The organism is Nocardioides ganghwensis (genome assembly GCF_014779655.1).
Lineage (GTDB): Bacteria > Actinomycetota > Actinomycetes > Propionibacteriales > Nocardioidaceae > Nocardioides > Nocardioides ganghwensis.
In genome coordinates this window covers 131,987-155,081 of the sequence record NZ_JACXYX010000009.1, presented here as the reverse complement: position 1 = coordinate 155,081, position 23,095 = coordinate 131,987, and the positions used below count along the sequence as shown (strand labels likewise).

The following is a 23,095-nucleotide window of genomic DNA, read 5'->3' as shown; positions in this document are numbered from 1 at the left end:
CCCTGTCGTCGCGGGGCTCCCGATGAGTCCCGACCGGGACCCAGCCTGCGAGCACCCGGCTGCTCCTGCACGACCACGCCGCCGAGGCTGTGGAGGACGCCCGGAAAGGCCTGCCTGTGGACGTCCTGCGGCCCGTCACCGCGCCACCGCCCCGAAGAGCGAGGCGACCGTCGGCACCACGCCGAGCAGCATGAAGGCCGGCAGCAGGCACGCGCCCAGGGGGATGGCGGCGGCCACGCCGACCCGCCGCGCCGCGTCCTCGGCACGGGCCAGCGACTCCCGCTCGAGCTCGTCGGCGAGGCGCTCCACGGCCTGGACGACGGAGGCGCCGGACGCCTGCGAGCGGACGAGGGCACGCGCGAGCGGCGCCAGGGCGTCGTCGTCGTCGATCGCCGACCAGGCGTCGACGCCGGCTCCCCAGCGGGCGCGCTCGACGACCGGCGCCAGCCGGTCGGCCGCCGGCCCGGGCAGTGCGGCGCAGACCCGCGCCAGCCCAGCGACCGGCTCGGCGCCCGCCCGCAGCGTCGAGGCGAACAGGTCGACGAGGTGGGGCAGGGTCCGCTCCACCTCCGCGCGCTCGCGCCGGTCGGGTGCGTTCTCTGCTCCTGCGAGCACCTGCCGGGCACCCACGGCCGCGACCAGGCCCACGACGACACCGGCCCACCCGCCGACGAGCAGCCACCCGCCGATCGCGACCCCGACGACCGCGACCGGGCGAAGTCCGGGACCCGACGGGCTGACGACGCGGACGGACCGGGGCAGCGGCGGCAGCATCGCGGCGACCGCGGCCGAGGCGAGGACCGCGCAGACCCAGGTCACGGCGCAGCCGCCCGATCGGCCATCCGTTCGATCCACCAGAGGCCGGCGCCGACGAGGCTCACCCCCACGGCAGCACAGGCCCAGCCGACCGGAGTGCCCAGCAGGAAGGACCACGGGTCGGACCCGGCCCCTGACCCCATCAGCAGCACGGCCAGCGGCAGGCACGCGACCAGCCGGGCGGTCGCCCGGGCGGACGCCAGCTCGGAGTCGACGAGACGGCGCGTGCGTCGTCGGCCCCGCAGGCCTCGGGCGGTGCGCTCGAGCGCGGCAGCGAGTCCGTGCCCGGAGTGCTGGGAGACCTGCCAGGCGCCGGCGACCCACCGGAGGTCCGCGGCACCCCGCCTCTCGGCTGCCACGCGTCGCATGGCCTCAGGCACGTCGGCGCCCAGCCGGAGCGCGTCGACCACTGGGCCGAGCGGGGGCCACCGTTCGGCCGCGGCGGACAGCGCGGCCTCAGGCGGACGCCCGGCGGCGAGGTCGGCGGCCAGGAGGTCGCACACCTCCAGCACCGCGGCCTGGTCGGCGGCGGTGCGACGGCGGGCGGCGTACGGGGAGGGCGGCCGCCGCGATGGGACGGGAGACCGGCGCGCGGAACCAGAGCGGACCGGGGGCACGAGCGTCGCGACCGCTGCCCCTGCGAGCAGCGCGGCGAGCACCGCCGCGAGCCAGGCCGTCACCACGCCACCGACCCGAGGCGCGCGGCCAGGGTCGCGGCCGCCGGTCCACGCACGACGCGGTCCGGCTCGAAGGTCGCCGCCGTCCGCAGCACGACCAGGCCCGAGTCGTCCCGCTCGGGGACGCCGAGCTCGACGACGCGTCGGCGCCCGTCGCGACCGCGACCGAGGTGGATGACCACGTCGAGCGCCGAGGCGAGCTGGCTGTGCGCGGCCGCCCGCGGGAGACCCGCGGCGAGGGCGAGCGCCTCGATCCGGGCGGGGACGTCGGCGGCCGAGTTGGCGTGGAGCGTGCCGCAACCGCCGCCGTGGCCGGTGTTGAGGGCGGCGAGCAGGTCGACCACCTCCGCGCCGCGCACCTCGCCGACGACCAGGCGATCGGGCCGCATCCGCAGGGCCTGCCGCACCAGCGTCTGCAAGGAGATCTCGCCGGCGCCCTCGATGTTGGCCGGACGACCCTCGAGGGCGACGACGTGCGCGTGCTCGGGTCGCAGCTCGCTGGCGTCCTCGACCACCACGATCCGCTCACCGGGGTCGACCAACGACAGCAGCGCGGAGAGCACCGAGGTCTTCACGACGGTTCAGTACAGACGTAAAAGAAGTAGCACCCGACACGCTAGGCGCTGAGACGACCGCCCACCCTTGACGAAGTTGGCTAGTGTACAAGCGTGACGCTCTTCAGAGGATGCTCGATGAAGCCATGAGGGCTCGATGACCTACGAGCGGCCGGACAATCTCCCGCGTTACAAGAGCCCTCCGGTGTCAGAGGTGCAACTCGGACTCGTATTGCAGCCAGTTCACATACCGGTGACGATGCTGCCTGCGCTTTTCGAGTTGCTTGAGAACGACTATCCGAAGCGGATGGAACTGCCGCAGAGACCTCCCGAACTTCTCAACGGGAGCATGCGCCGTTCCGCCTTCCGGCTGGAACTTGGGGACATACCGCCCGCCCCGAGAATTCGATTCCGCGACCAGGCGAATACCCGATGGCTCGACCTGCAGTCCGACATGCTTACTTGTGGGTGGCGCAGGACCCCAGACGGCGAGTACCCAAGTTACGGCGATCTGCGTAGCGAGTTCGAGCGCCTTCTGCGTCTCTTTGAGGTCTTCTGGTCTCAGGTAGGGACTGAGGAAGAGCTTTACATCGTTGACACGTCGGTGAAGTACTACAACGACTTCACGGTCGATGCGCAATCGTCCATGGATGCGATGCAGCGCGCGTTTGGCGTTGACATGGAAAAAGTGAGCATCGACGGCCTACCGGCTCCCGGTACGACGGGACTGTTCCTCCGATTCCCGTTCTCGGACGGTCAAGACGGGCCATATGCTCTACTTACGGTGCAGGGTCGCGTGTCGCCACAAGAGCATGACTTTCACGCGTTGCTGAATCTCAGCTACAGGGGGGACCCGTTTGTGAAGCGCTACGACGAAGCAACCGAGCCACTGGACGCCGCGCTGTCTTTCCTCGACAACGGCCACGACCACATCGTCCGCGCCTTCACAGGCGTTACGTCGACTGAACTGCACTCCACCTGGGGTAGGTACCAATGACCGTCATGCACGCTCATCCACGACACATCGGAGACGACGAGAAACTGGCGCGCTCGGCGCGCGTCTCTCATTGGTCGCCGGACCAACCACTTCACGACCCAATCGATGAGTGGCTGCCAGCGGTCCTGGGCAAGCTGAGGCGACTGATGCGCCCTGCGCGGACTGCCTATGACCTGCAAGCAACACCTGACGCAGTGCTACAGACCCTCAACCTGCTCTCAAAGATCATGTCGACCGACACTCCTCCGCCGACCGTCGTGCCGCGGTTCGGGGGTGGCGTCCAACTCGAGTGGCATCAGAATGGCATTGACCTAGAGATCTACGTCGACGCTGACGGCTCTCGAGCCGCGTGGTGCTTCGAAGAGGCGAGCCACCGGGAATGGGACGCCGAGGGCGAAGCTCTACGATTCTCGGCTCTCCGAAAGGAACTGAGCCTTCTATCGCGGCATGACTGACGCGCTAGAGCCCGAGGATCGCATCTACCGACGCCTCCTTCCTACTCACTACGTACCCGACGGCAACCAGGAACGCATGCGTCCGTCGTCGGCGGCCTTCGAACGGCGGCCGCATGAGGCGCACGCGTCCTGCTACATCGATTCCTTGCTCGTAGACAACGGACTACAGCCAGCGGACGTGCTGGACGGTCAGGAACGCCTCGGCCTTGTGCGGGTGGGGGTCGACTGCTTGCGCGACCACGATCGCGATGCCGCGCCCGACCCCGACACCGACCCTGACAAGCCGCACAAGTGCGACCCGGCCCATGGGAAATTGATCGAACCGACTGGCGTCAGCAAGGGTGAGCTCAGGCGCGGCTGGGGCCGGGTCGCGCAAGATTCGCGGGTCGAGATCCTCAAGCCGCCCGGCTAGAAAACACCTACGCGGCGCGTCGAAAGTCGCCCACCGGCGGCGGGTCGCTTGCGGGCGTCGCGGCATGGGCGCCAGAGTGCTGCGGTGCGTGACTGGATCACCGTGCGAGAGGCGGCTCAAATACTGGGCGTGCACATGTCTGCCGTGCCGAAGATGATCCGGCGCGGGGACCTGACCAAGCGCGAGCAACGGCCCATCCTCGACCGAGCCGAGGTCATCGCGCTACGGGAGGCCAGGTCGGCGGCCGCCGATGCTCGTGTAGCTCGTCGAGGCGCGCCCGCGCCTCCCGACGTCGAGCATGAGTGGCTGTCTGCACGTGAGGCGGGCGCTGTCATGGGCGTGGGTGCCGCAGCCGTATCAATCCGCGCTCGCCGAGGACGCTTGCCGAGCGTGCTGCACGACGGTCGGAGATGGTTCCGACGTGATCATCTGGAGCTCGTGCAACGGGCGGATCGGGTTAAACGCGGCGAGCCGGTTGCTCTGGAAGCACGGCCAGCGAGGCGCTAGGCGTCCTCGATGACAGCTCGCTTCCACTGGCCGTCGGCGTAGACCGCAACGACGTCCTGCACGTGGGAACTGGCAAAACCGACAGGGCGATTCAGAACATAGAGCTTGTCTTCGTGAATGACAGCCACTCGCCCCTCGTCGTACTTGTCTCTTGCGTCCGGGGTGCCAGCCGCGCCGAACTGCGTTGTAACCACAACGGCCATGATGAGACGTCTCCTTCGATGTTGCCGCAGCCTCCGTATGAGTCTCCAGCGGTTACCTGCAAACCCTAGGGGCGAGCACCGACACCGCAGAGGCCGCGTGCGCTCCCTCCCCAGATCGATGGACGTCCCAGCATTTGCACGACGCACCAAAGGAAAGCGACATACCCTGAGGAGCCGCTCAACTACTTGGGGGAACCAACAATGCGAGTCGTCGTTCGTTTGCTGCTGTCTGCGCTGATGGTTATAGCTGCCATTGTGGGCGTCGGGACAGCACACGCCGCCGAACCCATGAGCAAGGAGCGCGCCGGCCGCTACTACTTGGCCGGAACGTGTGAGACGAAGCGCGCCTACAACCACTTCGATTGGCATGTGTGGCTCGGCCGAAAGCAGATCAGTAGGCGCGAGGTGGCCAATCGTCTCCCCGAGATCAAGCGTCTCACCGCGCGATACGCCCGCGCTGAGCAGCGTTTCCTCAATCGCCTGAAGAACCCGCCCGCGGCCTGGCCATCTGACGTTCGTACGCCGGTCAAGCGCATGGCGACCCTCCAAGGTCGATACGTCAACGCCCTACTGCGCGCCTCGAGGGCGGCTAATGCGGGCTCGTGGGGGTTCTGGATCAAGACAGCTTGGCGCGCGGGCGACTACAAGGACTACCCCGAGATCATCCGGGAGCGACTCGAGCTTCCGCCCCCCGGCAAGGGCTGCGGCCAGCTGGGCTAAGCCGCCCCCGCCTGTCGCCTCGACCCATGCACGTTTTGTGCGCCTTGCCGGGGCCAAGCGCCTCGCTCCGGCCAGGCGCGCCTCTTACCCCGGCAAGTGGTGCTGATCCAGCCGTTCGGAGACGACCAGCCAGTCGCGGAGCCACGCATGGCTGTGTTCCCGCTCTGTCTTGATGGCTGAAACGGAGGCACGTGGGTTGGCTGGGAAGACGACGACCGACGTTTCCCAGAGGCGCACCGACTTGAGCACGCGCACCTGCTGGCCGTCGCGCGCCTCGTAGACGTAGTCGACTGGTTCGTAGCCGATGGACAGTCGGGACAGATGTCCCTCGGTCAGCAATGTCCGCACGGCTTGGGCGGACGGGATCGAAGAGAACGCTGCCTCGATGACGAGTCCGTGCGCGTCCTCGCGAGCGTCGGTGATGGTGCCGAGCACGGAGCTGGTCGACGCGTTGTGGTCGGCCAGGAGCGGTATGCCTCCGTTGGCGCGCAGGTCGGCGATGGTGTCGGCGAATGCTCCGCGCTCGACGACGTCGCCTTGCCGGTCGACGTTGCCGAAGGTGGAGGCGTAGCCGGTGAGGGTGCCGCCGTTGGCGGCACCCCCTTTGGCGCTCCACTGGACGTCGAGCGTCTTGGTCTCGCGGGTCATCAGACGAGGTACTTCGCGATCGCCGACGGGCGGATGACGTCGCCACCGACGCGGTGGGTCAGCAGCAGCCCGACCTTGCCTTCTGCGGCATAGAGCTCGTCGAGCCGCTGCACGGTGAGACGTCGTCGGTCCGCGACCATGTACCCGGCGTGGAAGTCGCCGAACAGGGCGGACGGATCGGTCGCGGTGCCGGTGGTGGTGGGCGCGGGAAGGCCGTCACAGGAGTAGGCCGGGTACCCGAACAGCGTCGGAGGCTCACCTGCCGCCGAGTTCGGCTGCAGCAGGTAGCGACCGTCCGCGTCCTTGATGAGCGCCACGGCCTCCTCCACGGCGCCGTGCATGACGTAAGCGCCGTTGCGGCGGAACCGCGAGGCGACCTTGAACGGCAGACGCTTGAGGTCGTCGGCGGTGACGACCGCGTTCACGGCAGCGGTGACGTTCTGCGTGACGTTGTGGTGCGCCGCCCACGGTTGACCGGTTCCCGAGCCGTTTGCGAACGCGTTGTCCTCGATCTCTGCGAACGCAAGCGCCAGTGCATTGCGGACGATCTCGGCGAGGTTCTCGTCGGAGTCCTCCAGCTCGTCGCGACCGATCTTGGCCAGGCAGGTCAGGTCGTGGACCTCGATGGTGTCCTTGGCAGCGGGGGTCGCGGCCAGCCCGTCGGGCGGAGTGGCACCGGTCTCGAGCTTCCCCCAAGCCGGCGTACCGACAGCCACGGAGCCGACGTCGACCTTGTTCTTCGTCGTCGGTCGCACGAACGCGATCCGACGGAACACCGCCTCCTTCGCGAGCGCTTTGAGAATCGTGCCCGCGAAGTCAGTCGGGACGAGGTTCTGCCCGGTCGCGTTCTCGACCAGGTCTGCCTTGTGCTCCGGGGCGATCGTGCCGGTGCGCACGAAGTCCAGGAACGCCTTGGACTGCGGCGAAAGCACCGAACCGTCGTCGTGGCTCGGCGAGCCGGGCGTATAACCCTTCTCGGAGCGGTACGTCGGATCGTCGCCGGTCGCGCCGTTGCTCATGTCGTGCTTGTAGTCGGGCTCGCTGAGCCAGTCCTCGGTCTCGACGAGCAACGCCTCACGCTGAGCGCGCTGCCGGTAGTCGGAAGCCGCCTTCAGGTGCTGCTCCATCTGGTGGGCAGCCTCGGCGGGCATCGTCTTGCCCTCGAACTCGTCGTTGATCGCGCGAGCCTGAGCGGTGTGCTGAGCTGCCTTCTGCTGCAGCTCTCGAATGGTTGCCACGGGTCTGAACTCCTTCGTGGTGGCAGGGACGAATCAACCTGCGCCTCGTCGTCGGAGACACCACATGCGGAGTCGTCGTCCGCTGTGCCCGTGATCCGCCTCGTCGGCGGTCTCGTCGCGGCTCGTCGCCACGGCCCAGCAGGGCCTGGGAGTTCCCTGCAGTTCGACTCCTGCCGGAGTCCATTCCGCGCTCGTCACGCGGGACGCTCGCTGCGGGCTCGTCACCCGTGGTCGCGCCATCGGCTCGTCACCGACATCTCAAACCCTACGCCTCACCTGGGACATCGCCCCACCAGCCCGTCACCCGGTCGCTCGCGGCGTCGCGGTCGAGAGCCCGATACGTTCGTCGTCGCTCGCTCGCTTCGTAGCGCAGCATCTGCCCCAAGCAGGCATACATCCGGTGGCGTCGCTCGTCGAGTCGTCCGTCGTCGTGGAACAGCCGCTGGTGCGCCTCCATCGCCTCGTGGAGGTCTGAGTCCGGCAGCGCCTCGATGGCCTCGACGACGCCGTCGAGGCGGTATGCCTGCCCGTTCATCCATCTGTTCCACTCGTGCTCGCATGCAGTAGCCATCGCCAGCGCGAGCCGACGTTGGGGCAGCTCGCAACGATCTGCGATGCGCTCGAACATGGCTTTGAGAGCCAGAAGGTCGATCCCGTGGCACGCGGCCAAGCGTTCGGCCAGATCGTCGAGCAGGGCTGGCGGGATCATCCTGCGCTCCCGTCGCGCGACAAGCGCGGCTTGTCGCTGAATTGACGCGGCAAGTCCGCCCGCCCGATCACACATGGGGCGCCTTGAAAGCCCATCAGATCGAGGCTGGCGGCGTCTGGCGACGTAATCACGACGACCCCTGCCCCTGCTCGCGCGCCCGTTGGCGCCGCAATCGGTCAGCGAGACGCATCCTCCGCTCCGCGATGTCCAGCTGACGTCTCGTCGCTCGGTCGGCAGCCTCCTGCGCCTCGGCCGCGAGCCGCGCCGCCCACCGAGCGTCCTGCGCGTCGTCGGCTGCCAGTGCCTCTTCGACGGTCCCGCCACTCTGCAGGACCGCGATCCCGGACTCCGTCGACACGAATCGACGCGGCGCGTTCGTTGACGGCACGGGCGGCAGAACGTGTGCCAGGTCGGCGAGGTCATCGCCGTCCTGCGGCTTCTTCTTGGTCATCGAGCGTTCCTCCCAATCAGAAAAATGCGAATTCCGGATCCCGGTCGGGTTACTTGTCACCGGGAATGCCGCCCGACGCAGGCTGGGCCGCTGTTGCGCCGATGCAACCGGTGCCCCTCCCCCGGGGGTCCTCGTCGTGCTCACACAGTTGGCAGCACGGCAGTCCGAGGCGTTCTCGGCGCGCGTCGCACTCGCGTTCGCTCGCGCGGCAGACGCGGCACGACTCATCGTGCGGCTGCCAGCCGTCGCAGGCGCGCGTGCGCGTTTGGGCCTTGCGGGCGGGCAGTGCCAGAAGCCCAGATAAGACCGGGTACGGGGCGGGACGGGACGGGACGGGGTCCTGTGACGCGCGACGTGACGTGATGCGAGACGTGACGCGTGACGTGACGCGTGGCGTAATGCGCGACGTCATGCGTTACGGCCGTTGCTTATGCGGCGGGCCCGGTAGGCCTTCGATCGCGCGGCAGCCTGCGCCTTGCGTGCCCTGATCTCGTCCGGCGTCGGCTGATCGCCCATCGCGTGGGTGATGCGCCAGCCCGTCTGGGTCTCCTGCCAGAACCCGGCCGCAACCAGTTCGGCAATCGCCGAGGCGGGGTCAGCAGTCTCGACGAACCGGCGGATGTCGCGTGGCGAGAGATCCCCGCCGGTCTCGCGACGCATCGCCCACAGCAGGCCCTCGACGTGGGTACGGAACGCGGCGTCCGAAAGGTCGGCGCAAGCGTCGCCGAAGTCGTCGGAGAGTTTGGCCCAGGTCATGACTCTTCTACAGGCACGCCAGCCGTCACCGCCCGGGGCGCGGTGGACGGCGACGGCTGGTGTGGATCGTGTGCGCGCCCCATCTTGATCACCCGCTCCCGTTGCTAGCGACGATCGACGAGAGCCTTGCCAGTTGAGACGTAGATAGAGGCGGCGGCGAGTTTCGTCGGGCGCGCGCCTCGTCTCGCGCGGCACGAAGTTCCTCGACGGTGAAGGACTGACGCCCGACGGAGGCCGAGCGGGCGTGCGTGACCAGCGCTGGAGCTGGGCTTCGACGCCGGGCGTCAGCTCGAGGGACGCTGGTCACGGATCACAGTGTCACCCCGGTTTTCGGCCCTCATCGGGTCACGGAACGCCCTGCAACGCGGGGGGACACCATGACGCTGAAATTCGCGCCGTCAACCTATTGACAGGGTCTACAGCGGCTCGACTCTCACGCGTTCCGGCGGGATGCGGTAAGTCCCATCCGGGAGCCTCAGGCTGTTCGGCAGCCGTCCCGGCCCGGACGGCTTGACCGTGACGCGAGCCAGCAGCCGCAGGATGTCGCGCTGGCGTGCGAGGTCGAGGCTCGTCCAGACTTCAGCGGCGTCCTGACCGCCAGTGAACTCGCGCAACGGCGTGGGACGCGCCGCGACCGCGGCGAGCCGTGCCTCGCGGTCCGCGATGCGTTCCTTGAGGGTAGCGATCGCAGCCCGAAGATCGTCGATGTCTTCGGCGTCGGGGTCGGCCAGCGCGGCACGCAACTGGCGGATGCGCGTCTCGTCCTTCGCGATTGCGCTGGCGAGGTCCTCCTCGGCGGCGCGTTCACCGTGCGGGTCGTGGCGAGAGTTGAGCACCTGTAGAGCTGCCGGGTCCGAGAGGCGGTCGAGCAGCTCGCCGATGACGTGGCGGTCGAGGGCGCGCGCATCGGCGGTCACGTGAGACGGCCCGGTGTGGTGGCTCCGACAGCGGTAGGCGGGTCGGCGGTCCTTCCCTCCCCCGCCTCGACCGGAGCAGTAGAGGGTGTCGCCGCACGTGCCGCACGCGTAGATACCGGATCCCAGCCAGCGCGGTGCGTTACCGGGTGTTGTGCGGCGGCTGGGGTCGCTCAGCAGAGCAGCCACGGCACGCCAGGTGTCCTCGTCGAGGATTGCCGGCCAGCGGCCCTTCCCGACGATCTCGCCTCGATGAACGGCCAGTCCCGCCACCCTCGGGTTCATGAGGATGTCTCGGAGGACCTTGCTCTGCCACGCGCCGCCTCTGACCGTCGGAACCTCTCGTTCGCGGAGATCGACGATCAGGGCGCGCAGCGACTTTCCTGCCGCTAGCGCCGCTGCGAGTCGGCGAATCTCGCTCGCCTCATCCTCTCGCACCGTCATGCCGTCGTTCTCATAGCCGAATGCTCGGGTGCCTCCGTGGTGCCCTCCGTTCTCCGCACGGGTCCGGGCAGCACGCGCCACGCGTCGGCCGGTGTCTCGGCTGGCCTTGTTGGCGATGGCGACCATCACACGTGCCATCGTCACGTCGGCGTCGGTGGAGAGTCGTAGTGAGCCGGTGACGGATTCGACGGGCAGTCCCGCACAGGCATGTTCGACGAGATCGATCAGGTCCTCGAGGTCGCGAGGATCGCGGCACGCTCGATCGAGGTCGTACGCGATCAAGCCGTCGGCCTGCCCACTGACAAGCATGTCGAGGGCGCGCCTGAACTCGGGTCGGACGACACGCCATTCGGGATGCGTCTTGCCTGGGACGTTGACCTTGCGCCGCTTGAACGCGCTCGTGTCGGGCTCGCGCAGGACGTGGGTGTCGTCAGGGCCAATGCCCCAGCGAAGTCGGTCGGCGAGCTCGCGGGCGTCGCGGACCTGGTCAGACACGGATCGACCGTCACCACGGGCGTCCGAGATTCGCGCGAGGACGATCGCGTTGCGGGGTCGACTGGTCATCCTTCAATTGTGCGCTCTAAATACGTCGTGAAACAACCCTCGTCTTGCCCGTGCCGGTGCCGCCGGTGACGAGGAACGCACAGCGCGAGTCGACGACCTCCTCCAGCAGGAAGGCGCCGTCCGGTGGCACCGCGCCCGCGGCCACCAGCTCGGGGAGCGTCCACACCCGGCCCCGCGGCACCCGCAGCGACAGCACGGTGCCGGAGCGGGCCACGGGCGCCAGCACGGCGTGGAACCGCGTGCCGTCGGGGAGGCGTACGTCGGCGTGCGGGGTGGCGTCGTCGAGCCGTCGCCCGGCGGAGGCGGCCAGCCGCTGCGCGAGGCGGCGTACGGAGGCGTCGTCGGGGAAGGTCACCGAGACCCGCTCGAGGCCGACGCCGCGATCGATCCAGACCTCGTCGGGGCCGTTGACCAGCACGTCGGTGACGTCGGGGAGCCGGAGCAGGTCCTCCAGCGGGCCGGCACCGAGCACGTCGCGCCGGAGCAGGTCGTGGACCGCGAGCACGGTCGCGTCGCCGACCGGGGACCCCGACGCCCGCAGCGCCTCCGCCACCCGGTGCGGGGTCAGCTCGCCCGCGGAGCCGGACAGGCGGCGGCGCACGTCGTCGAGCACCGCCATCGGGACGGGGGTGGGCGCGGGGACGGACGCGGTGGAGGTCGGGGCGCTCATGCCGCCTCCGCCAGGAGGTCGCGGGCCGCCCTGGCGAGCGGGCCCCGCCCGGCCAGGGGCCCGAGGCCGCGGTCGACCGCGGCGGCGAGGCCGCGCTGGTCGGCGACCGCGGCGACGACCGGCAGGCCCGTCACGCGCTCGGCGTCGGCGTCGCCGAGACCGCCGGGGCGGACCACCAGTCCCGCCCGACCGGTTCGGCCGAGGCCGGCGACCAGGCGGGCAGTGGCCGCCAGACCGGGCACCGTGGCCGGGGTGACCACCAGGAGGTCGTCGCAGCGGTCGGCCAGCTCGGCGAGGTCGGCGCCGCCCTGTCGGGCGAGGTCGACCACGACGAGGCCGTGCCCCCGCACGGCAGCGGGCAGGATCCTGCGGGCAGTCGGCACGTCGAGCCGCCGCCGCAGGCCCGACCAGGTGAGGACGCCGAGGTGGTCGCGCCGGGGAACACCCTCCCGCAGCGCCCCGGCACCCAGCCGCCCCGACGTCTCGGCGAGCGCCTCCCACCGCACCCCGGGCACGTCCTCCATCCCGAGCAGCCGGTCGACGCCCGGCCCCAGCGGATCGCCGTCCACCAGCAGCGTCGGCGCTCGTCGCGCGTGCCACTGCGCGAGCGCGCACGCGAGGGTGGTCGCGCCGGCACCGCCCGTGCCGCCGACGACCCCCACGAGGCGGCCCGGGGAGCCCCGCTCGCCCACGTCGGCGAGCACGTCGGACAACCACGGCGTCCCGTCGGGCAGCCCGACCACCGAGTCGGCGCCCAGCGTCACGGCGTGGCGGAAGGCGGCGTCGTCGGGCGGCATCCCCACCACGTGGACCCCGGGCCGTCTCGTGGGCGCGAGCGCGGCGACGGTCTCTGCGAGGTCGGACCCCACCAGGACCAGGTCGGCCTCCCGCCACGCCGCGAGCGACAGGCCGGGGTCGGCGCAGACGTCGGCGCCGATGCCCGCCGCCGCGCAGAGCGGGATGACGGACTCGTGGACGGACGGGGAGCGGGTGATCAGCAGGACGGGCATGCGACGAGCGTCCGCGTCGGCACCGACGCCGGTCAGCGCCGACGCCCCGGGCCTGTGGAGGAGCGCCGGGCGCGGGCGCCTGTGGACGGCTGATGGCCCACGATCGCGGTCGTACGGCCCCTACGATGGCGGCATGACCCGCCCGACAGCGGCCTTCTTCGACCTCGACAAGACGATCATCGCCAAGTCGAGCACGTTGGCCTTCAGCCGCGAGTTCCAGGCGGGCGGGCTCATCTCGAGGCGCGCGATGCTGCGCTCGGCGTACGCCCAGTTCATGTTCTTCACCGGCGGCGCCGACCACGACCAGATGGACAAGATGCGCGAGTTCATGTCGCAGCTGTGCGCCGGCTGGGACGTGGCGACGGTGCGCGAGATCGTCCACGAGACCATCGACAACATCGTGGAGCCGCTGGTCTACGACGAGGCGGTCACCCTGATCGAGGAGCACCGCGCCGCCGGCCGGGACATCGTCATCGTCTCCGCCTCAGGTGCCGAGGTCGTCGAGCCGATCGGGCAGCTGCTCGGCGCGGACCGGGTCATCGCGACGCGGATGGAGATCGTCGACGGGAAGTACACCGGCACCATCGACTACTACGCCTACGCCGAGGAGAAGGCGCGCGCCATCCAGCACCTGGCCGAGACCGTCGGCTACGACCTCGACGCCTGCTACGCCTACAGCGACTCGGTCACCGACGTGCACATGCTGGAGGTCGTCGGACACCCGTTCGCGGTGAACCCGGACAGGGAGCTGCGCCGCATCGCGGGTACCCGCGGCTGGCCGGTCCTGCTGTTCGTACGACCGGTCGCCCTGCGTCGCCGGCTGCTGGTGCCGGCCACCAGGCCGACGCTCGCCGCCCTTGCAGTCGGAGGGGCCATGGCTGCCGGCGGGGTCCTGTGGGCCAACCGTCGCAGGCGGATCACCGACGCCTGAGCGGGACCCATCGACGGCCACCAAAGTCAACCCTTGAAGGTGGCCGGCGACAGGGATAGAACTGAGGCAGAACTACACAGCAGCACGTGGTCCAGGTACCCACGCGGCGATCCACCCATCCGATGGGGTGCTGGCCGATCGGGATCTGCCCGAGGCAGCAATTAGACAATGCACGCTTGGTAGCCAGGCATCACGTGTCAGCGGCGGCACCCGATCCATGTGAGCGGGTGCCGCTCGCACGTGCTGGGTCAGGCGGTGCGCAGGGGCGATGCCTCGGCGCCCGCCGCGAACGCCTCGGCCCCGTAGAGCGCCCAGGCGTGCACCCCGCTCGGCCCACCGTCGCTGTAGGCGCGCAGGTTGGACTCGTACGCCGCGCGGTGGGCCAGGTGCCCGGCCTCGGGGACCACGAGCGACTTGGCGTCCACGCCGCGGGAGACGAGCACCAGGCGCTCCAGGGCGCGGGCGACGATGCCGTTGTGCGAGACGAACGGCGCCGCGGTCGCGACGTCGGCGTGGGCGATCGCGGCCACGAGCAGGGCGGGCGCCTCCGTGCCGGAGAGCAGCAGCTCGGCGACCCCGCGCAGCCGGTCCGCGGAGGCGGCGTCACGCGGGCGGCCGAGCTCCTCGGGCGACAGCGACGAGGACGCGACCACCGTGTGCAGCCGCGCGATCGCCTGCAGCGGCGCGGTCTTGAGCAGCGGCGCCAGCGCGAGCATCGAGGCGGACAGCCGGACGGCGTCGGCGGCGATCTCGTCGGCCTCCCCCGCCCGTACCTCCTCCAGCGTCGATGCCGATCCCTCGAGCACGGCGCTCGCGTGGGCGCCGCGCAGGAGCGACTCGGCGGTCAGCTCGGGGGACGTACGCCGCAGGCCGCGGTCTCGCAGCATCACGTCGATCCCGTCCCGGGTGCCGGCGTAGGCCGAGCGGACGCCTTCGAGGTCGGTGAGCCAGGCGAGCGGGTCGGTCATGGGGAGGACGGTAACGGCGTGACAACCGATCGGGGCCGGCGGGCGTCTGACCGGTAGAAGCCGGCAACCGACCGAAGGACACCCATGCGACGTCTCGTCCCCCTGCTCACGACCGCGACGCTCGCCGTCGCCCTCACGGCGACCACCTCGACCGCGACCGCTGCTGCGGGCACCTGCCGCGGCGTGCCCGCCACGCTGGTCGGCACCCCCGGACAGGCACTGACCGGCACCGACGGGCCCGACGTCGTCGTGACCGACGGGGCGAACCTCGTGAAGACCCTCGGCGGCAACGACGTGGTCTGCGTGACCGGCGGGCCCTCCCAGGTGTACGCCGGGGAGGGCGACGACGTCGTCGACGCGTCCACCTCCACGAGGTTCGGCGCGCAGGTGCGGCTCGGCCCGGGCAGCGACCAGTTCGTGGGATCAACGGGCTTCGACGTGGTCTACGCCGGCGAGGAGGCGATCCCCGGCGTCGCCCCGGGCGCGGACGCGGAGCGGGACGTCATCGACACGGGGCCGGCCGGCCGGGTCCGCGACTCGGTCACCTCGGGCCAGGCGGGTACGCCGAACGCCGACCACGTCCGGATGGGCAGCGGACAGCTCAGCTGGGCGGGGATCCCGACCGCGGCCACGGACATCCGCGGCGGCGGCACCAGCAGCCTCAACCTCGAGCCCGCCGCGGGCGAGCTCGTCACGCTCGACGGCCGTGCCGGCACCCTTGCGGTCCATGCGCAGCCCGTCCTGCACTTCGACGGCTTCGCCGAGTACCGGGTGTACGCGCCCACCGGCCTGGGGTACTTCGCCTTCCGTGGCGACAGCCGCACGGAGACCCTGAACCTCCACCTGGGTGCCGACACCCCCCACCGCGTCATGATGGGCGGCGGGAACGACCACCTCCGCTTCATCCGGACCGACGCCCTGCCCGCGGGCGGGACGTACGACGGCGGCCGCGGACGCGACCAGCTCACCCTCGCCCTGCCCGACGAGCGGGACCTGGACCTCGACCTGCGCAAGGGCAGGCTCTCGATCGGACAGCGGTCCGCCGAGGTCACGGTCCCGGCGCGACGATTCGAGGACGCCTGGGTCATGGCCCGCGACGTCGAGCTGCTCGGCACGCCCGCGCGCAACGAGCTCGTCGTCGGCGCGTGCCGGTCGCGGGTGGACGGTCGTGACGGACGCGACGTGCTCGCGACCTTCGAGCAGTTCGACGAGGACGCCGAGCTGGAGTGCAAGCCGCGCGCCCGGCTGCTCGGCGGGAGCGGCAACGACAGGCTGACCGGAAGTCGCGGTCCCGACGTGCTGCTCGGCGGCCCCGGCCGTGACCGTGCGGACGGCGCCAAGGGCCGCGACGTGTGCGGGGCCGAGGTGCGCAAGCGGTGCGAGGCACGTCGCTGAGCACCCGGGGGCAGGCCCGCTTGTAGCCTGACACCGATGAGCGACGACCCCACCTCCAGCCCCGCCCCCGTCGACCGCGCACGGTCCTTCGGTTCCGTCGCCGAGGCGTACGACCGCGGCCGCCCGGCGTACCCCGCCGACGCGGTCGCGTGGCTGGCCGGCGGCGAGGCGCGGGTGGTCCTCGAGCTCGGCGCGGGCACCGGCAAGCTGACCCGCGAGCTCGTCGACCAGGGGCACGCGGTCTTCGCGACCGACCCCGACGAGGCGATGCTGGCCGTGCTGCGCGAGCGGGTGCCCGAGGTGAGCGCCAAGGTCGCGACCGCGGAGGAGATCCCGGCCAACGACCGCTCGGTCGACGTGGTGGTGGTCGCGCAGGCGTTCCACTGGTTCGACCACGAGGCCGCGCTGCCCGAGATCGCGCGCGTGCTCAAGCCGGGCGGTCACGTCGCGCTGGTGTGGAACAGCCGCGACGAGCGGATCCCGTGGGTGCGGCGGATGGGCGACATCCTGGGCCGGCAGGACCTCGACACGTCGTCGTCGGAGCACCTCGTGCACAGCGACCTCTTCGGCTTCATGGAAGAGGCGAGCTTCAAGCACTGGCAGGAGATCGACCGCGAGACGATCCTCGACATGGCGCGCTCGCGCTCGAGCTTCGCGGTGATGGACGAGGAGGAGCAGGCGAGCCACCTCGCCGAGGTGCGGGCGTTCTACGACGACTTCGGCCGCGGCATGGACGGCATGCAGATCCCCTACGTCACGCGCTGCTACCGCGCGGTGGTGGTCGACCGCGACGACACGGGGCCCGCCCCGGAGCACGAGCCGTCGCAGGAGGGGCCGGTCGTGAGCGACGGCACCGACACCGACATGTTGCTCATCGACTTCCGCTGACGTCCGAAGGGTCCGCAACCTTCGGGCCCCCGCGCGCATCACACCTCCGGAAGCACGACCACGACATCTCGGGGGATCCATGCGACGTACGACGTCACTCACCGCCGCCGGCCTGCTCGGCCTGGCCCTGCTCGCACCGACCACCTGGGTCGGCCCCGCGTCCGCCGCGGGGGAGACCTGTCGCGGGGAGGCGGCGACCATCGTCGGTGTTCCCGGTCGCGACATCGTCGGGACCGAGGGTCGCGACGTCATCGTGACCAACCGGAGCCAGGACGTGGAGGCGCTCGGCGGCGACGACCTGATCTGCATCACCGGACCGGACCAGCGGTCCGGGTACCGCCCCGTCGAGATCGACGCGGGCGCGGGCGACGACGTCGTCGACGGCACCGCCGCCGCGGACTGGCCGATGTCCGGCAGCCTCGGTCCCGGAGCCGACACGCTCCACGGAGGGGCAGGCTCAGAGCACGTCGACACCGGGGCGCGCTCGGCGGACTACGCCCACGTCGACACCGACCACGACGTGGTGCTCGGCGGGGGCGGCGCCGACAGCGTCACCAGCGGCCAGACCGGCGCGCCCAACACCGACGTCATCGACCTGGGTGGCGGCGACGACCACCTCGGCTATTCCGGGACGGCCACCGGCGGCAGCACCGTCACCGGCGGCCCGGGCGACGACGTGCTCTCGGTCGTCACAGCCGCCCACGCCCTCACCGTCGACAACGACCTGGGCCGGCAGACGGAGGACGGTCTGCCCACCCTCACCTGGACCGGGCTCGAGGGATTCACCGTGTGGGCGTCGCACGAGGACCGGATCGACCTCGACCTCCAGGGCACCGGGGCCGACGAGAGCTTCACCGTCTACAGCGAGCGCGGCGTCGTCCGGGCATCGATGCGCGGTGGCAGGGACACCTTCACGACCAGCTCGACCCTCCTCGACGGGAGCGTCGTCGACGCCGGGGCGCATCGAGACCTGTTCTACGCCATGGACCGCGACCTCGACCTCGACCTCGACCTGGAGGAGCAGCTGCTCGTCACCAGCGACGGCGCGTCGTCGTCGCGGGCGGACGTGGAGGCCTTCGAGGACGCCGATCTCCACGGCAGGACCGTCTCGCTCACGGGGGACACCGGCCACAACGACCTCGGCGTCTCGGCCTGCGAGGGCACCGTACGGGGTCGCGACGGCCGCGACAGCCTGCGCCGTGCGTACGACTACTGGTTCGAGACGAGGCCGGGTTGCGGCGAGCGCTACAGGATGAACGGCGGCGCCGGCGCCGACCGGATCAAGGGCCACGGCGGCGCGGACCGTCTGGTGGGCGGCTCGGGCAACGACACGCTCGAGGGCTCCAACGGCGCCGACACGCTCGTCGGCGGGCCGGGGCGCGACCGTGCCGACGGCGGCCAGGGACGACCGGACCGCTGCGTCGCCGAGCGCACGAAGCGCTGCGAGCGCTGACCGCCGTCCGGCACCACGACCACTCGACCGACCTTCTCGACCTCACCTCTCGACCTCACCTCTCGACCACAGATCTCGACCACAGGAGAAACCCGTGCGACGTACGACCTCACTGACCGCTGCAGCTCTCATCAGCCTCACCGCGCCGGCCCTGGCCATGACCGGCCAGAGCGCCGCCAACGGTGCCGCCGAGACCTGCCAGGGCAGGACGCCGACGGTGATCGGCTCGGGCCATCGCGTCGACGGCACGGAGGGACCCGACGTGATCCTCACCAACGGCGTCCGGTCGGTCTACGCCCTGGGCGGCGACGACCTCATCTGCATCTCCGGCCCCTACACCGGGAAGAACTACCCCGTCTTCGTGCGGGCCGGCGACGGCAACGACGTCGTCGACGGGACCGGCTCGCCGCGGCAGGAGGTGTACGCCTTCCTCGCCTCCGGCGTGGACACCTTCCTCGGCGGTGACGCCCGCGACTTCGTCGAGCTCGACCACCCCGACGCCGCGGGCGGCGTCGACACCGTCCACGGCGGGGGCGGCTCAGACTCGATCCGGATCCAGACCGGCCCCGGCGACGTCGTCGTCGACAACGAGGTCGGGCGCTTCACCTCCGCCGGCGAGGTCCGCACCACCTGGACGAGCGTGGAGGGGTTCGGTATCGACCAGTCCACCGGATCGCAGCGGATGACCTTCGTCGGCACGGACGCCGACGAGTCCGTGAGCTGGTCGTCGTCGGACGACGCCACCGTCGACGTCACCCTGGGCCGCGGTGACGACCACTGGTCCAGCCCGACCCCGCCGACCCCGTCGAGCCGCCTCTTCGGTGGGCCGGGTCGCGACAGCATCTACATGGCCTCCGAGGAGGCCGGCATCGACCTCGACCTGCGCGCCGGGACCATGGGCGTCGCGGCCCCTGCGCCCTACGTCGTGACGGCCTCCGACTTCGAGGACGCGGACCTCTTCGCCCCGAGCGTCACCGTGCGGGGCACCGACGGCCCCAACGACATCGGCCTGACCGCCTGCACCGGCGTGGTGCGCCTCGGCGGCGGCGACGACTCGGTGCGTCGGCAGTACGACTCCGGCTTCGAGTCCGACATCCGGTGCGAGGAGACCCTCACGGCCAACGGCGGCTCCGGCGACGACGAGCTCTCCGGCACGCGGGGTGACGACACGCTCAAGGGTGGCTCCGGCAAGGACGTCCTCAAGGGCGGGTTCGGCAAGGACCGGCTCGTCGGCGGCCGCGGCCACGACCGGCTCGTCGGCCAGGCCGACGCCGACGTGCTGCTCGGCGGCAAGGGGCGCGACCGGGCCGACGGTGGCACCGGCCGCGACCGCTGCCAGGCCGAGCGCGAGCGGCGCTGCGAGCGCTGAGCGCTCGCAACTTCCCCGCGCCCTCGCTCGTCACACCACTGGACACCGACACAGGACACGGGAGGACACCATGCGTCGCAGCCCGCTGACCGCGCTCGCACTGATCGGACTGGCCGCGCCGGGCCTGGCCCTGCTCGGCCCAGCCCCCGCGACGGCGGTCGCCGAGACCTGCCGGGGCGAGGCCGCGACCATCGTCGGCACCGGGCCCACGATCACCGGCACCGAGGGTCGCGACGTCGTCGTCACCAACGGGGCCACGCAGGTCCGCACGGTGGGAGGTGACGACGTGATCTGCGTGACCGGAGGGACAGCGCAGACCGGACGGACCACGATCGTCTCCGGGGCCGGCGACGACGTCGTCGACGCCACCACGGCCCCCGGGTGGTTCGTCCAGGCCGAGCTGGGCGAGGGTGCCGACCGCTTCGAGGCAGGCGCCGCAGGCTCCAGCGCCTACGGGGCGTACATGAACCCACTCCCCGCGGACACCGAGAAGGACGTCGTCATCGGCGGCACCGGGTCGGACTCGGTCACCAGTGGCGTGTCCGATGAGCCCAACCCCGACGTCATCGACCTCGGCGCCGCCGACGACGGCCTCACCTACGGAGGGACCATGGCGCCCGGGGGATCGATCGACGGCGGTGCCGGCGAGGACCTGTTCACCCCCTTGACGGGGCGGCTCGGCGCCAAGGTGATCGACAACGCGGCCGGGATCCTCACCGTCGACCAGCAGGTCGTGGCGACCTGGACCGGTCTCGAGACCTTCCACACCGGGACCATCAACGGCGCCTCCCTCCGGTTCGTCGGCACCGCGGCCGACGAGGAGCTCGTCGGCCGGGCCTCCGGGCCGATCCACGCGACCTTCGGCGCGGGCGACGACAGCCTCGTGACGAACGAGGCGCCACGTGCCGGCAGCTCGATCGCCGGCGGGGACGGCCGCGACGTCGTCTACGTCAGCACGGAGTCGGGCCTCCTGGACCTCGACCTGCGACGCGGCAGGCTGACGACGGATGCCGACGACCCGTACACGGTCCCGCTCACCGACGTCGAGGACGCGACGCTGCACGCGCGCCGGGTCGTCGTCGCGGGTACTGATGGACGCAACGCGCTGCAGTTCTCCGCCTGCGACGCCACGCTCCGCGGCCGAAAGGGCGCCGACACGGTCACGCGGAACTACGACACCTGGTTCGAGAGGGTCTTCTGTCCTCGATTCATGAAGGCGAGGATCAACGGCGGACGAGGACACGACGACCTGCGTGGCACGCGCGGTCGCGACGTCGTCCGTGGCGGTCCGGGCAACGACGTCCTCGACGGGCTCGAGGGCCCCGACCGGCTCTACGGAGGCGACGGACGTGACGAGCTGAGAGGCAGGGACGGCACCGACCAGCTCTTCGGCGGGCAGGGACGGGACTCCGCCTTCGGCGGGCAGGGACGGGACACGTGCCGCGCCGAGGTCCGTCGGTCCTGCGAGCGCTGACCCGCCCCGGATCGGGGTTAGTCTCCGGCCATGGCGTGGAGATGGCGGCGTACGTCGTTGGGCGGCGAGGCGGACCGCGCCGCCTTCCGCGCGCTGCACAACGCCTCGCTGGCGAGCCCGGCGTTGCGGGAGGGCCTGACCACCGCCAGCGCCGAGAAGTCGGTCGGCCACCTGCGTGCGCTGCTCGGCACTCCGGCGGCCGGACTGGGTGACACCAGCGGGCTCCTCGCGTGGGACGGGCTCGGCGCGCACCACCGGTCCCAGCTCGCCGGCACGATCCGGCAGGTCGCCGAGACCGGGCGCACGATGATCGTCGACGAGCGGACCCTGGTCTGCGACAACAGCGGCTGCGAGGTGCGCCAGGCGATCGTGAGCCCGCTCGTCGTCGAGGACACCCTCGTCGGTGCGCTCGTGGTCGGCGCGCCGCACACCACAGGCGGGCTGGTGCGAGCCGCCGACGAGGTCGCCTCCTGGGTGAGCGGGCAGCTCGAGCTGGCCGAGCTCGACGCGTCGCGGACCCGGCTGATGGAGGCCGAGGTCCGGGCGCTCCGGGCGCAGATCAGCCCGCACTTCGTCTACAACTCCCTCGGCGCGATCGCCAGCTTCGTGCGTACGGACCCCGACCGCGCCCGCGAGCTGCTGCTGGAGTTCGCCGACTTCACCCGCTACTCCTTCCGCCGCCACGGCGAGTACACGACGCTCGCCGAGGAGCTGCGCTCCGTGGAGCGCTACCTCCTGCTCGAGCAGGCGCGCTTCGGCGAGCGCCTCCAGGTGACGCTCCAGATCGCGCCCGAGGTGCTGCCCGTGGCGGTGCCCTTCCTCTGCATCCAGCCGCTCGTCGAGAACGCCGTGCGACACGGCCTCGAGGCGAGCGCCGACAAGGCCGACGGCGTCGGCCGGCTCTCCATCACCGCGCGCGACCTCGACCAGGAGTGCGTGCTCGAGGTCGAGGACGACGGCACCGGCGAGGACCCCGAGCGGGTGCGCCAGGCGCTGGCCGGTGACGCCTCGATGGACTCCGTCGGCCTCGGCAACGTGGACGCTCGGCTGCGCAACGCGTACGGCGACGACTACGGTCTGGTCGTCGAGACCGCGCCCGGCGCCGGCACCAAGGTGATCGTGCGGGTGCCCAAGTTCGCCCCGGGGGTCCAGGTATGACTGCACTGAAGGTCCTCGTCATCGACGACGAGCGCCCCGCCCTCGACGAGCTCACCTTCCTGCTCGGCCGCGACCCACGCATCGGGGAGGTGAGGGGCACCGACTCCGCCACCGAGGCGCTGCGGGTGCTGCAGGCGGAAGAGGTCGACGCGGTCTTCCTCGACATCCAGATGCCCGGCCTGACCGGGCTCGACCTCGCGCAGGTGCTGTCGCGCTTCAAGACCCCGCCGCCGGTGGTGTTCGTGACCGCGCACGAGGAGCACGCCGTGGCGGCCTTCGAGCTGCGCGCCGTCGACTACGTCCTCAAGCCGGTGCGCGAGGAGCGCCTCGCCGAGGCCGTACGCCGCGTCGTCGAGGCCGGCGGCCCCGCGCCGTCGGGCGACGTCCAGATCCCCGTGGAGCGTGGCGGCGTGACCCGCTTCATCAACCGCTCCGAGATCACCCACGTCGAGGCGCAGGGCGACTACGCCCGCCTGCACACCGCCGAGGGCTCGCACCTGGTCCGTACGCCGCTCTCCTCGCTCGCCGAGCAGTGGGCACCGGCCGGCTTCGTCCGGATCCACCGCTCCGTCCTGGTCGCACTCCCCCATGTCGAGGAGGTGCGCAGCGAGGGCGGCCGCGTCAGCGTCGTGATCGGCGGAGTCGAGCTGCCGGTGAGCCGCCGCCACACCCGCGAGCTGCGCTCGGTGCTGACCAGGCGTGAGACGTGACGGC

25 protein-coding genes are annotated in these 23,095 nt (G+C 71.1%); 12 read left to right on the top strand and 13 right to left on the bottom strand.

The window, feature by feature from the left end; genetic code table 11:
• Positions 1 to 135: 135 nt before the first annotated feature.
• The 3 genes from IEZ24_RS12725 to IEZ24_RS12715 are packed head-to-tail and all read right to left on the bottom strand — an operon-like array spanning position 136 to position 2,068.
• The gene (locus IEZ24_RS12725; protein ID WP_242498417.1) at positions 136 to 819 is read right to left on the bottom strand and encodes a type II secretion system F family protein; all 684 of its coding nucleotides are present in this window, start codon (positions 817 to 819) and stop codon (positions 136 to 138) included.
• Positions 816 to 1,499 (bottom strand): type II secretion system F family protein, encoded by a 684-nt coding sequence (locus tag IEZ24_RS12720; RefSeq protein ID WP_129454222.1) that lies wholly within the window; start codon positions 1,497 to 1,499, stop codon positions 816 to 818. Before IEZ24_RS12720 ends, IEZ24_RS12725 begins: the two co-directional genes overlap by 4 nt.
• Entirely contained in the window at positions 1,493 to 2,068 is a 576-nt protein-coding gene (locus IEZ24_RS12715; RefSeq protein WP_129454221.1) for an ATPase, T2SS/T4P/T4SS family, read from the bottom strand. Before IEZ24_RS12715 ends, IEZ24_RS12720 begins: the two co-directional genes overlap by 7 nt.
• 136 nt (positions 2,069 to 2,204) lie before the next feature.
• On the opposite strand from IEZ24_RS12715, the gene IEZ24_RS12710 reads away from it, so the two are divergent.
• The 3 genes from IEZ24_RS12710 to IEZ24_RS12700 are packed head-to-tail and all read left to right on the top strand — an operon-like array spanning position 2,205 to position 3,911.
• On the top strand, positions 2,205 to 3,044 hold the full coding sequence (locus tag IEZ24_RS12710; protein ID WP_129454220.1) for a hypothetical protein: 840 nt from the start codon (positions 2,205 to 2,207) through the stop codon (positions 3,042 to 3,044).
• Entirely contained in the window at positions 3,041 to 3,499 is a 459-nt protein-coding gene (locus IEZ24_RS12705) for a hypothetical protein (protein ID WP_129454219.1), read from the top strand. Before IEZ24_RS12710 ends, IEZ24_RS12705 begins: the two co-directional genes overlap by 4 nt.
• Complete coding sequence (locus IEZ24_RS12700; protein WP_129454218.1) at positions 3,492 to 3,911, top strand: hypothetical protein; 420 nt, start codon at positions 3,492 to 3,494, stop codon at positions 3,909 to 3,911. The genes IEZ24_RS12705 and IEZ24_RS12700 overlap by 8 nt, the downstream gene beginning before the upstream one ends.
• 503 nt (positions 3,912 to 4,414) lie before the next feature.
• Here the strand turns inward: IEZ24_RS12700 and IEZ24_RS12695 are convergent.
• The gene (locus tag IEZ24_RS12695) at positions 4,415 to 4,621 is read right to left on the bottom strand and encodes a hypothetical protein (protein WP_129454217.1); all 207 of its coding nucleotides are present in this window, start codon (positions 4,619 to 4,621) and stop codon (positions 4,415 to 4,417) included.
• Between the two features lie 201 nt (positions 4,622 to 4,822).
• Here IEZ24_RS12695 and IEZ24_RS12690 point away from each other — a divergent pair, with 201 nt between their 5' ends.
• Complete coding sequence (locus tag IEZ24_RS12690) at positions 4,823 to 5,341, top strand: hypothetical protein (RefSeq protein WP_129454216.1); 519 nt, start codon at positions 4,823 to 4,825, stop codon at positions 5,339 to 5,341.
• A gap of 84 nt (positions 5,342 to 5,425) precedes the next feature.
• Here the strand turns inward: IEZ24_RS12690 and IEZ24_RS12685 are convergent, their stop codons facing one another.
• The 8 genes from IEZ24_RS12685 to ssd all read right to left on the bottom strand — a co-directional run bounded on the left by IEZ24_RS12685 (position 5,426) and on the right by ssd (position 12,745).
• Positions 5,426 to 5,989 carry an HK97 family phage prohead protease gene (locus IEZ24_RS12685; protein WP_129454215.1) on the bottom strand — a complete coding sequence of 188 codons (564 nt, stop codon included), beginning with the start codon at positions 5,987 to 5,989 and terminating at the stop codon, positions 5,426 to 5,428.
• Complete coding sequence (locus IEZ24_RS12680) at positions 5,989 to 7,227, bottom strand: phage major capsid protein (RefSeq protein WP_129454214.1); 1,239 nt, start codon at positions 7,225 to 7,227, stop codon at positions 5,989 to 5,991. The genes IEZ24_RS12685 and IEZ24_RS12680 overlap by 1 nt, the downstream gene beginning before the upstream one ends.
• A 265-nt stretch (positions 7,228 to 7,492) precedes the next feature.
• Complete coding sequence (locus IEZ24_RS12675; protein ID WP_129454213.1) at positions 7,493 to 7,936, bottom strand: hypothetical protein; 444 nt, start codon at positions 7,934 to 7,936, stop codon at positions 7,493 to 7,495.
• A gap of 127 nt (positions 7,937 to 8,063) precedes the next feature.
• Positions 8,064 to 8,387, bottom strand: a complete 324-nt coding sequence (locus IEZ24_RS12670) for a hypothetical protein (protein WP_129454212.1) — start codon at positions 8,385 to 8,387, stop codon at positions 8,064 to 8,066.
• 408 nt (positions 8,388 to 8,795) lie between these two features.
• Positions 8,796 to 9,143 carry a hypothetical protein gene (locus IEZ24_RS12665; protein ID WP_129454211.1) on the bottom strand — a complete coding sequence of 116 codons (348 nt, stop codon included), beginning with the start codon at positions 9,141 to 9,143 and terminating at the stop codon, positions 8,796 to 8,798.
• A 416-nt stretch (positions 9,144 to 9,559) separates the two neighbouring features.
• On the bottom strand, positions 9,560 to 11,065 hold the full coding sequence (locus tag IEZ24_RS12660) for a recombinase family protein (protein WP_129454210.1): 1,506 nt from the start codon (positions 11,063 to 11,065) through the stop codon (positions 9,560 to 9,562).
• Between the two features lie 16 nt (positions 11,066 to 11,081).
• Complete coding sequence (locus IEZ24_RS12655; RefSeq protein WP_129454209.1) at positions 11,082 to 11,735, bottom strand: ATPase, T2SS/T4P/T4SS family; 654 nt, start codon at positions 11,733 to 11,735, stop codon at positions 11,082 to 11,084.
• Positions 11,732 to 12,745, bottom strand: coding sequence for a septum site-determining protein Ssd (gene ssd, locus IEZ24_RS12650; protein WP_129454208.1), 1,014 nt, complete (start codon positions 12,743 to 12,745; stop codon positions 11,732 to 11,734). The genes IEZ24_RS12655 and ssd overlap by 4 nt, the downstream gene beginning before the upstream one ends.
• Positions 12,746 to 12,878: 133 nt before the next feature.
• On the opposite strand from ssd, the gene IEZ24_RS12645 reads away from it, so the two are divergent.
• A complete protein-coding gene (locus IEZ24_RS12645) occupies positions 12,879 to 13,676 on the top strand; it encodes an HAD family hydrolase (RefSeq protein ID WP_129454207.1) in 798 nt (265 codons plus the stop codon).
• 248 nt (positions 13,677 to 13,924) lie between these two features.
• On the opposite strand, the gene IEZ24_RS12640 is transcribed toward IEZ24_RS12645, so the two are convergent.
• Positions 13,925 to 14,644, bottom strand: coding sequence for a Fic family protein (locus IEZ24_RS12640; RefSeq protein ID WP_129454206.1), 720 nt, complete (start codon positions 14,642 to 14,644; stop codon positions 13,925 to 13,927).
• 84 nt (positions 14,645 to 14,728) lie between these two features.
• Between IEZ24_RS12640 and IEZ24_RS12635 the strand changes: the two genes are divergently transcribed.
• The 7 genes from IEZ24_RS12635 (at position 14,729) to IEZ24_RS12605 (ending at position 23,091) form a co-directional block, all read left to right on the top strand.
• A complete protein-coding gene (locus tag IEZ24_RS12635) occupies positions 14,729 to 16,039 on the top strand; it encodes a hypothetical protein (protein WP_129454205.1) in 1,311 nt (436 codons plus the stop codon).
• A 36-nt stretch (positions 16,040 to 16,075) separates the two neighbouring features.
• Positions 16,076 to 16,927, top strand: a complete 852-nt coding sequence (locus IEZ24_RS12630) for a class I SAM-dependent methyltransferase (protein ID WP_129454204.1) — start codon at positions 16,076 to 16,078, stop codon at positions 16,925 to 16,927.
• Between the two features lie 79 nt (positions 16,928 to 17,006).
• Positions 17,007 to 18,380, top strand: a complete 1,374-nt coding sequence (locus tag IEZ24_RS12625) for a calcium-binding protein (protein ID WP_129454203.1) — start codon at positions 17,007 to 17,009, stop codon at positions 18,378 to 18,380.
• Between the two features lie 94 nt (positions 18,381 to 18,474).
• Positions 18,475 to 19,749 (top strand): calcium-binding protein, encoded by a 1,275-nt coding sequence (locus IEZ24_RS22370; protein ID WP_129454202.1) that lies wholly within the window; start codon positions 18,475 to 18,477, stop codon positions 19,747 to 19,749.
• 70 nt (positions 19,750 to 19,819) lie between these two features.
• Complete coding sequence (locus IEZ24_RS12615; protein WP_129454201.1) at positions 19,820 to 21,223, top strand: calcium-binding protein; 1,404 nt, start codon at positions 19,820 to 19,822, stop codon at positions 21,221 to 21,223.
• 30 nt (positions 21,224 to 21,253) lie between these two features.
• Positions 21,254 to 22,381, top strand: a complete 1,128-nt coding sequence (locus tag IEZ24_RS12610) for a sensor histidine kinase (RefSeq protein ID WP_129454200.1) — start codon at positions 21,254 to 21,256, stop codon at positions 22,379 to 22,381.
• On the top strand, positions 22,378 to 23,091 hold the full coding sequence (locus IEZ24_RS12605) for a LytR/AlgR family response regulator transcription factor (protein ID WP_129454199.1): 714 nt from the start codon (positions 22,378 to 22,380) through the stop codon (positions 23,089 to 23,091). Before IEZ24_RS12610 ends, IEZ24_RS12605 begins: the two co-directional genes overlap by 4 nt.
• Positions 23,092 to 23,095: the final 4 nt, after the last annotated feature.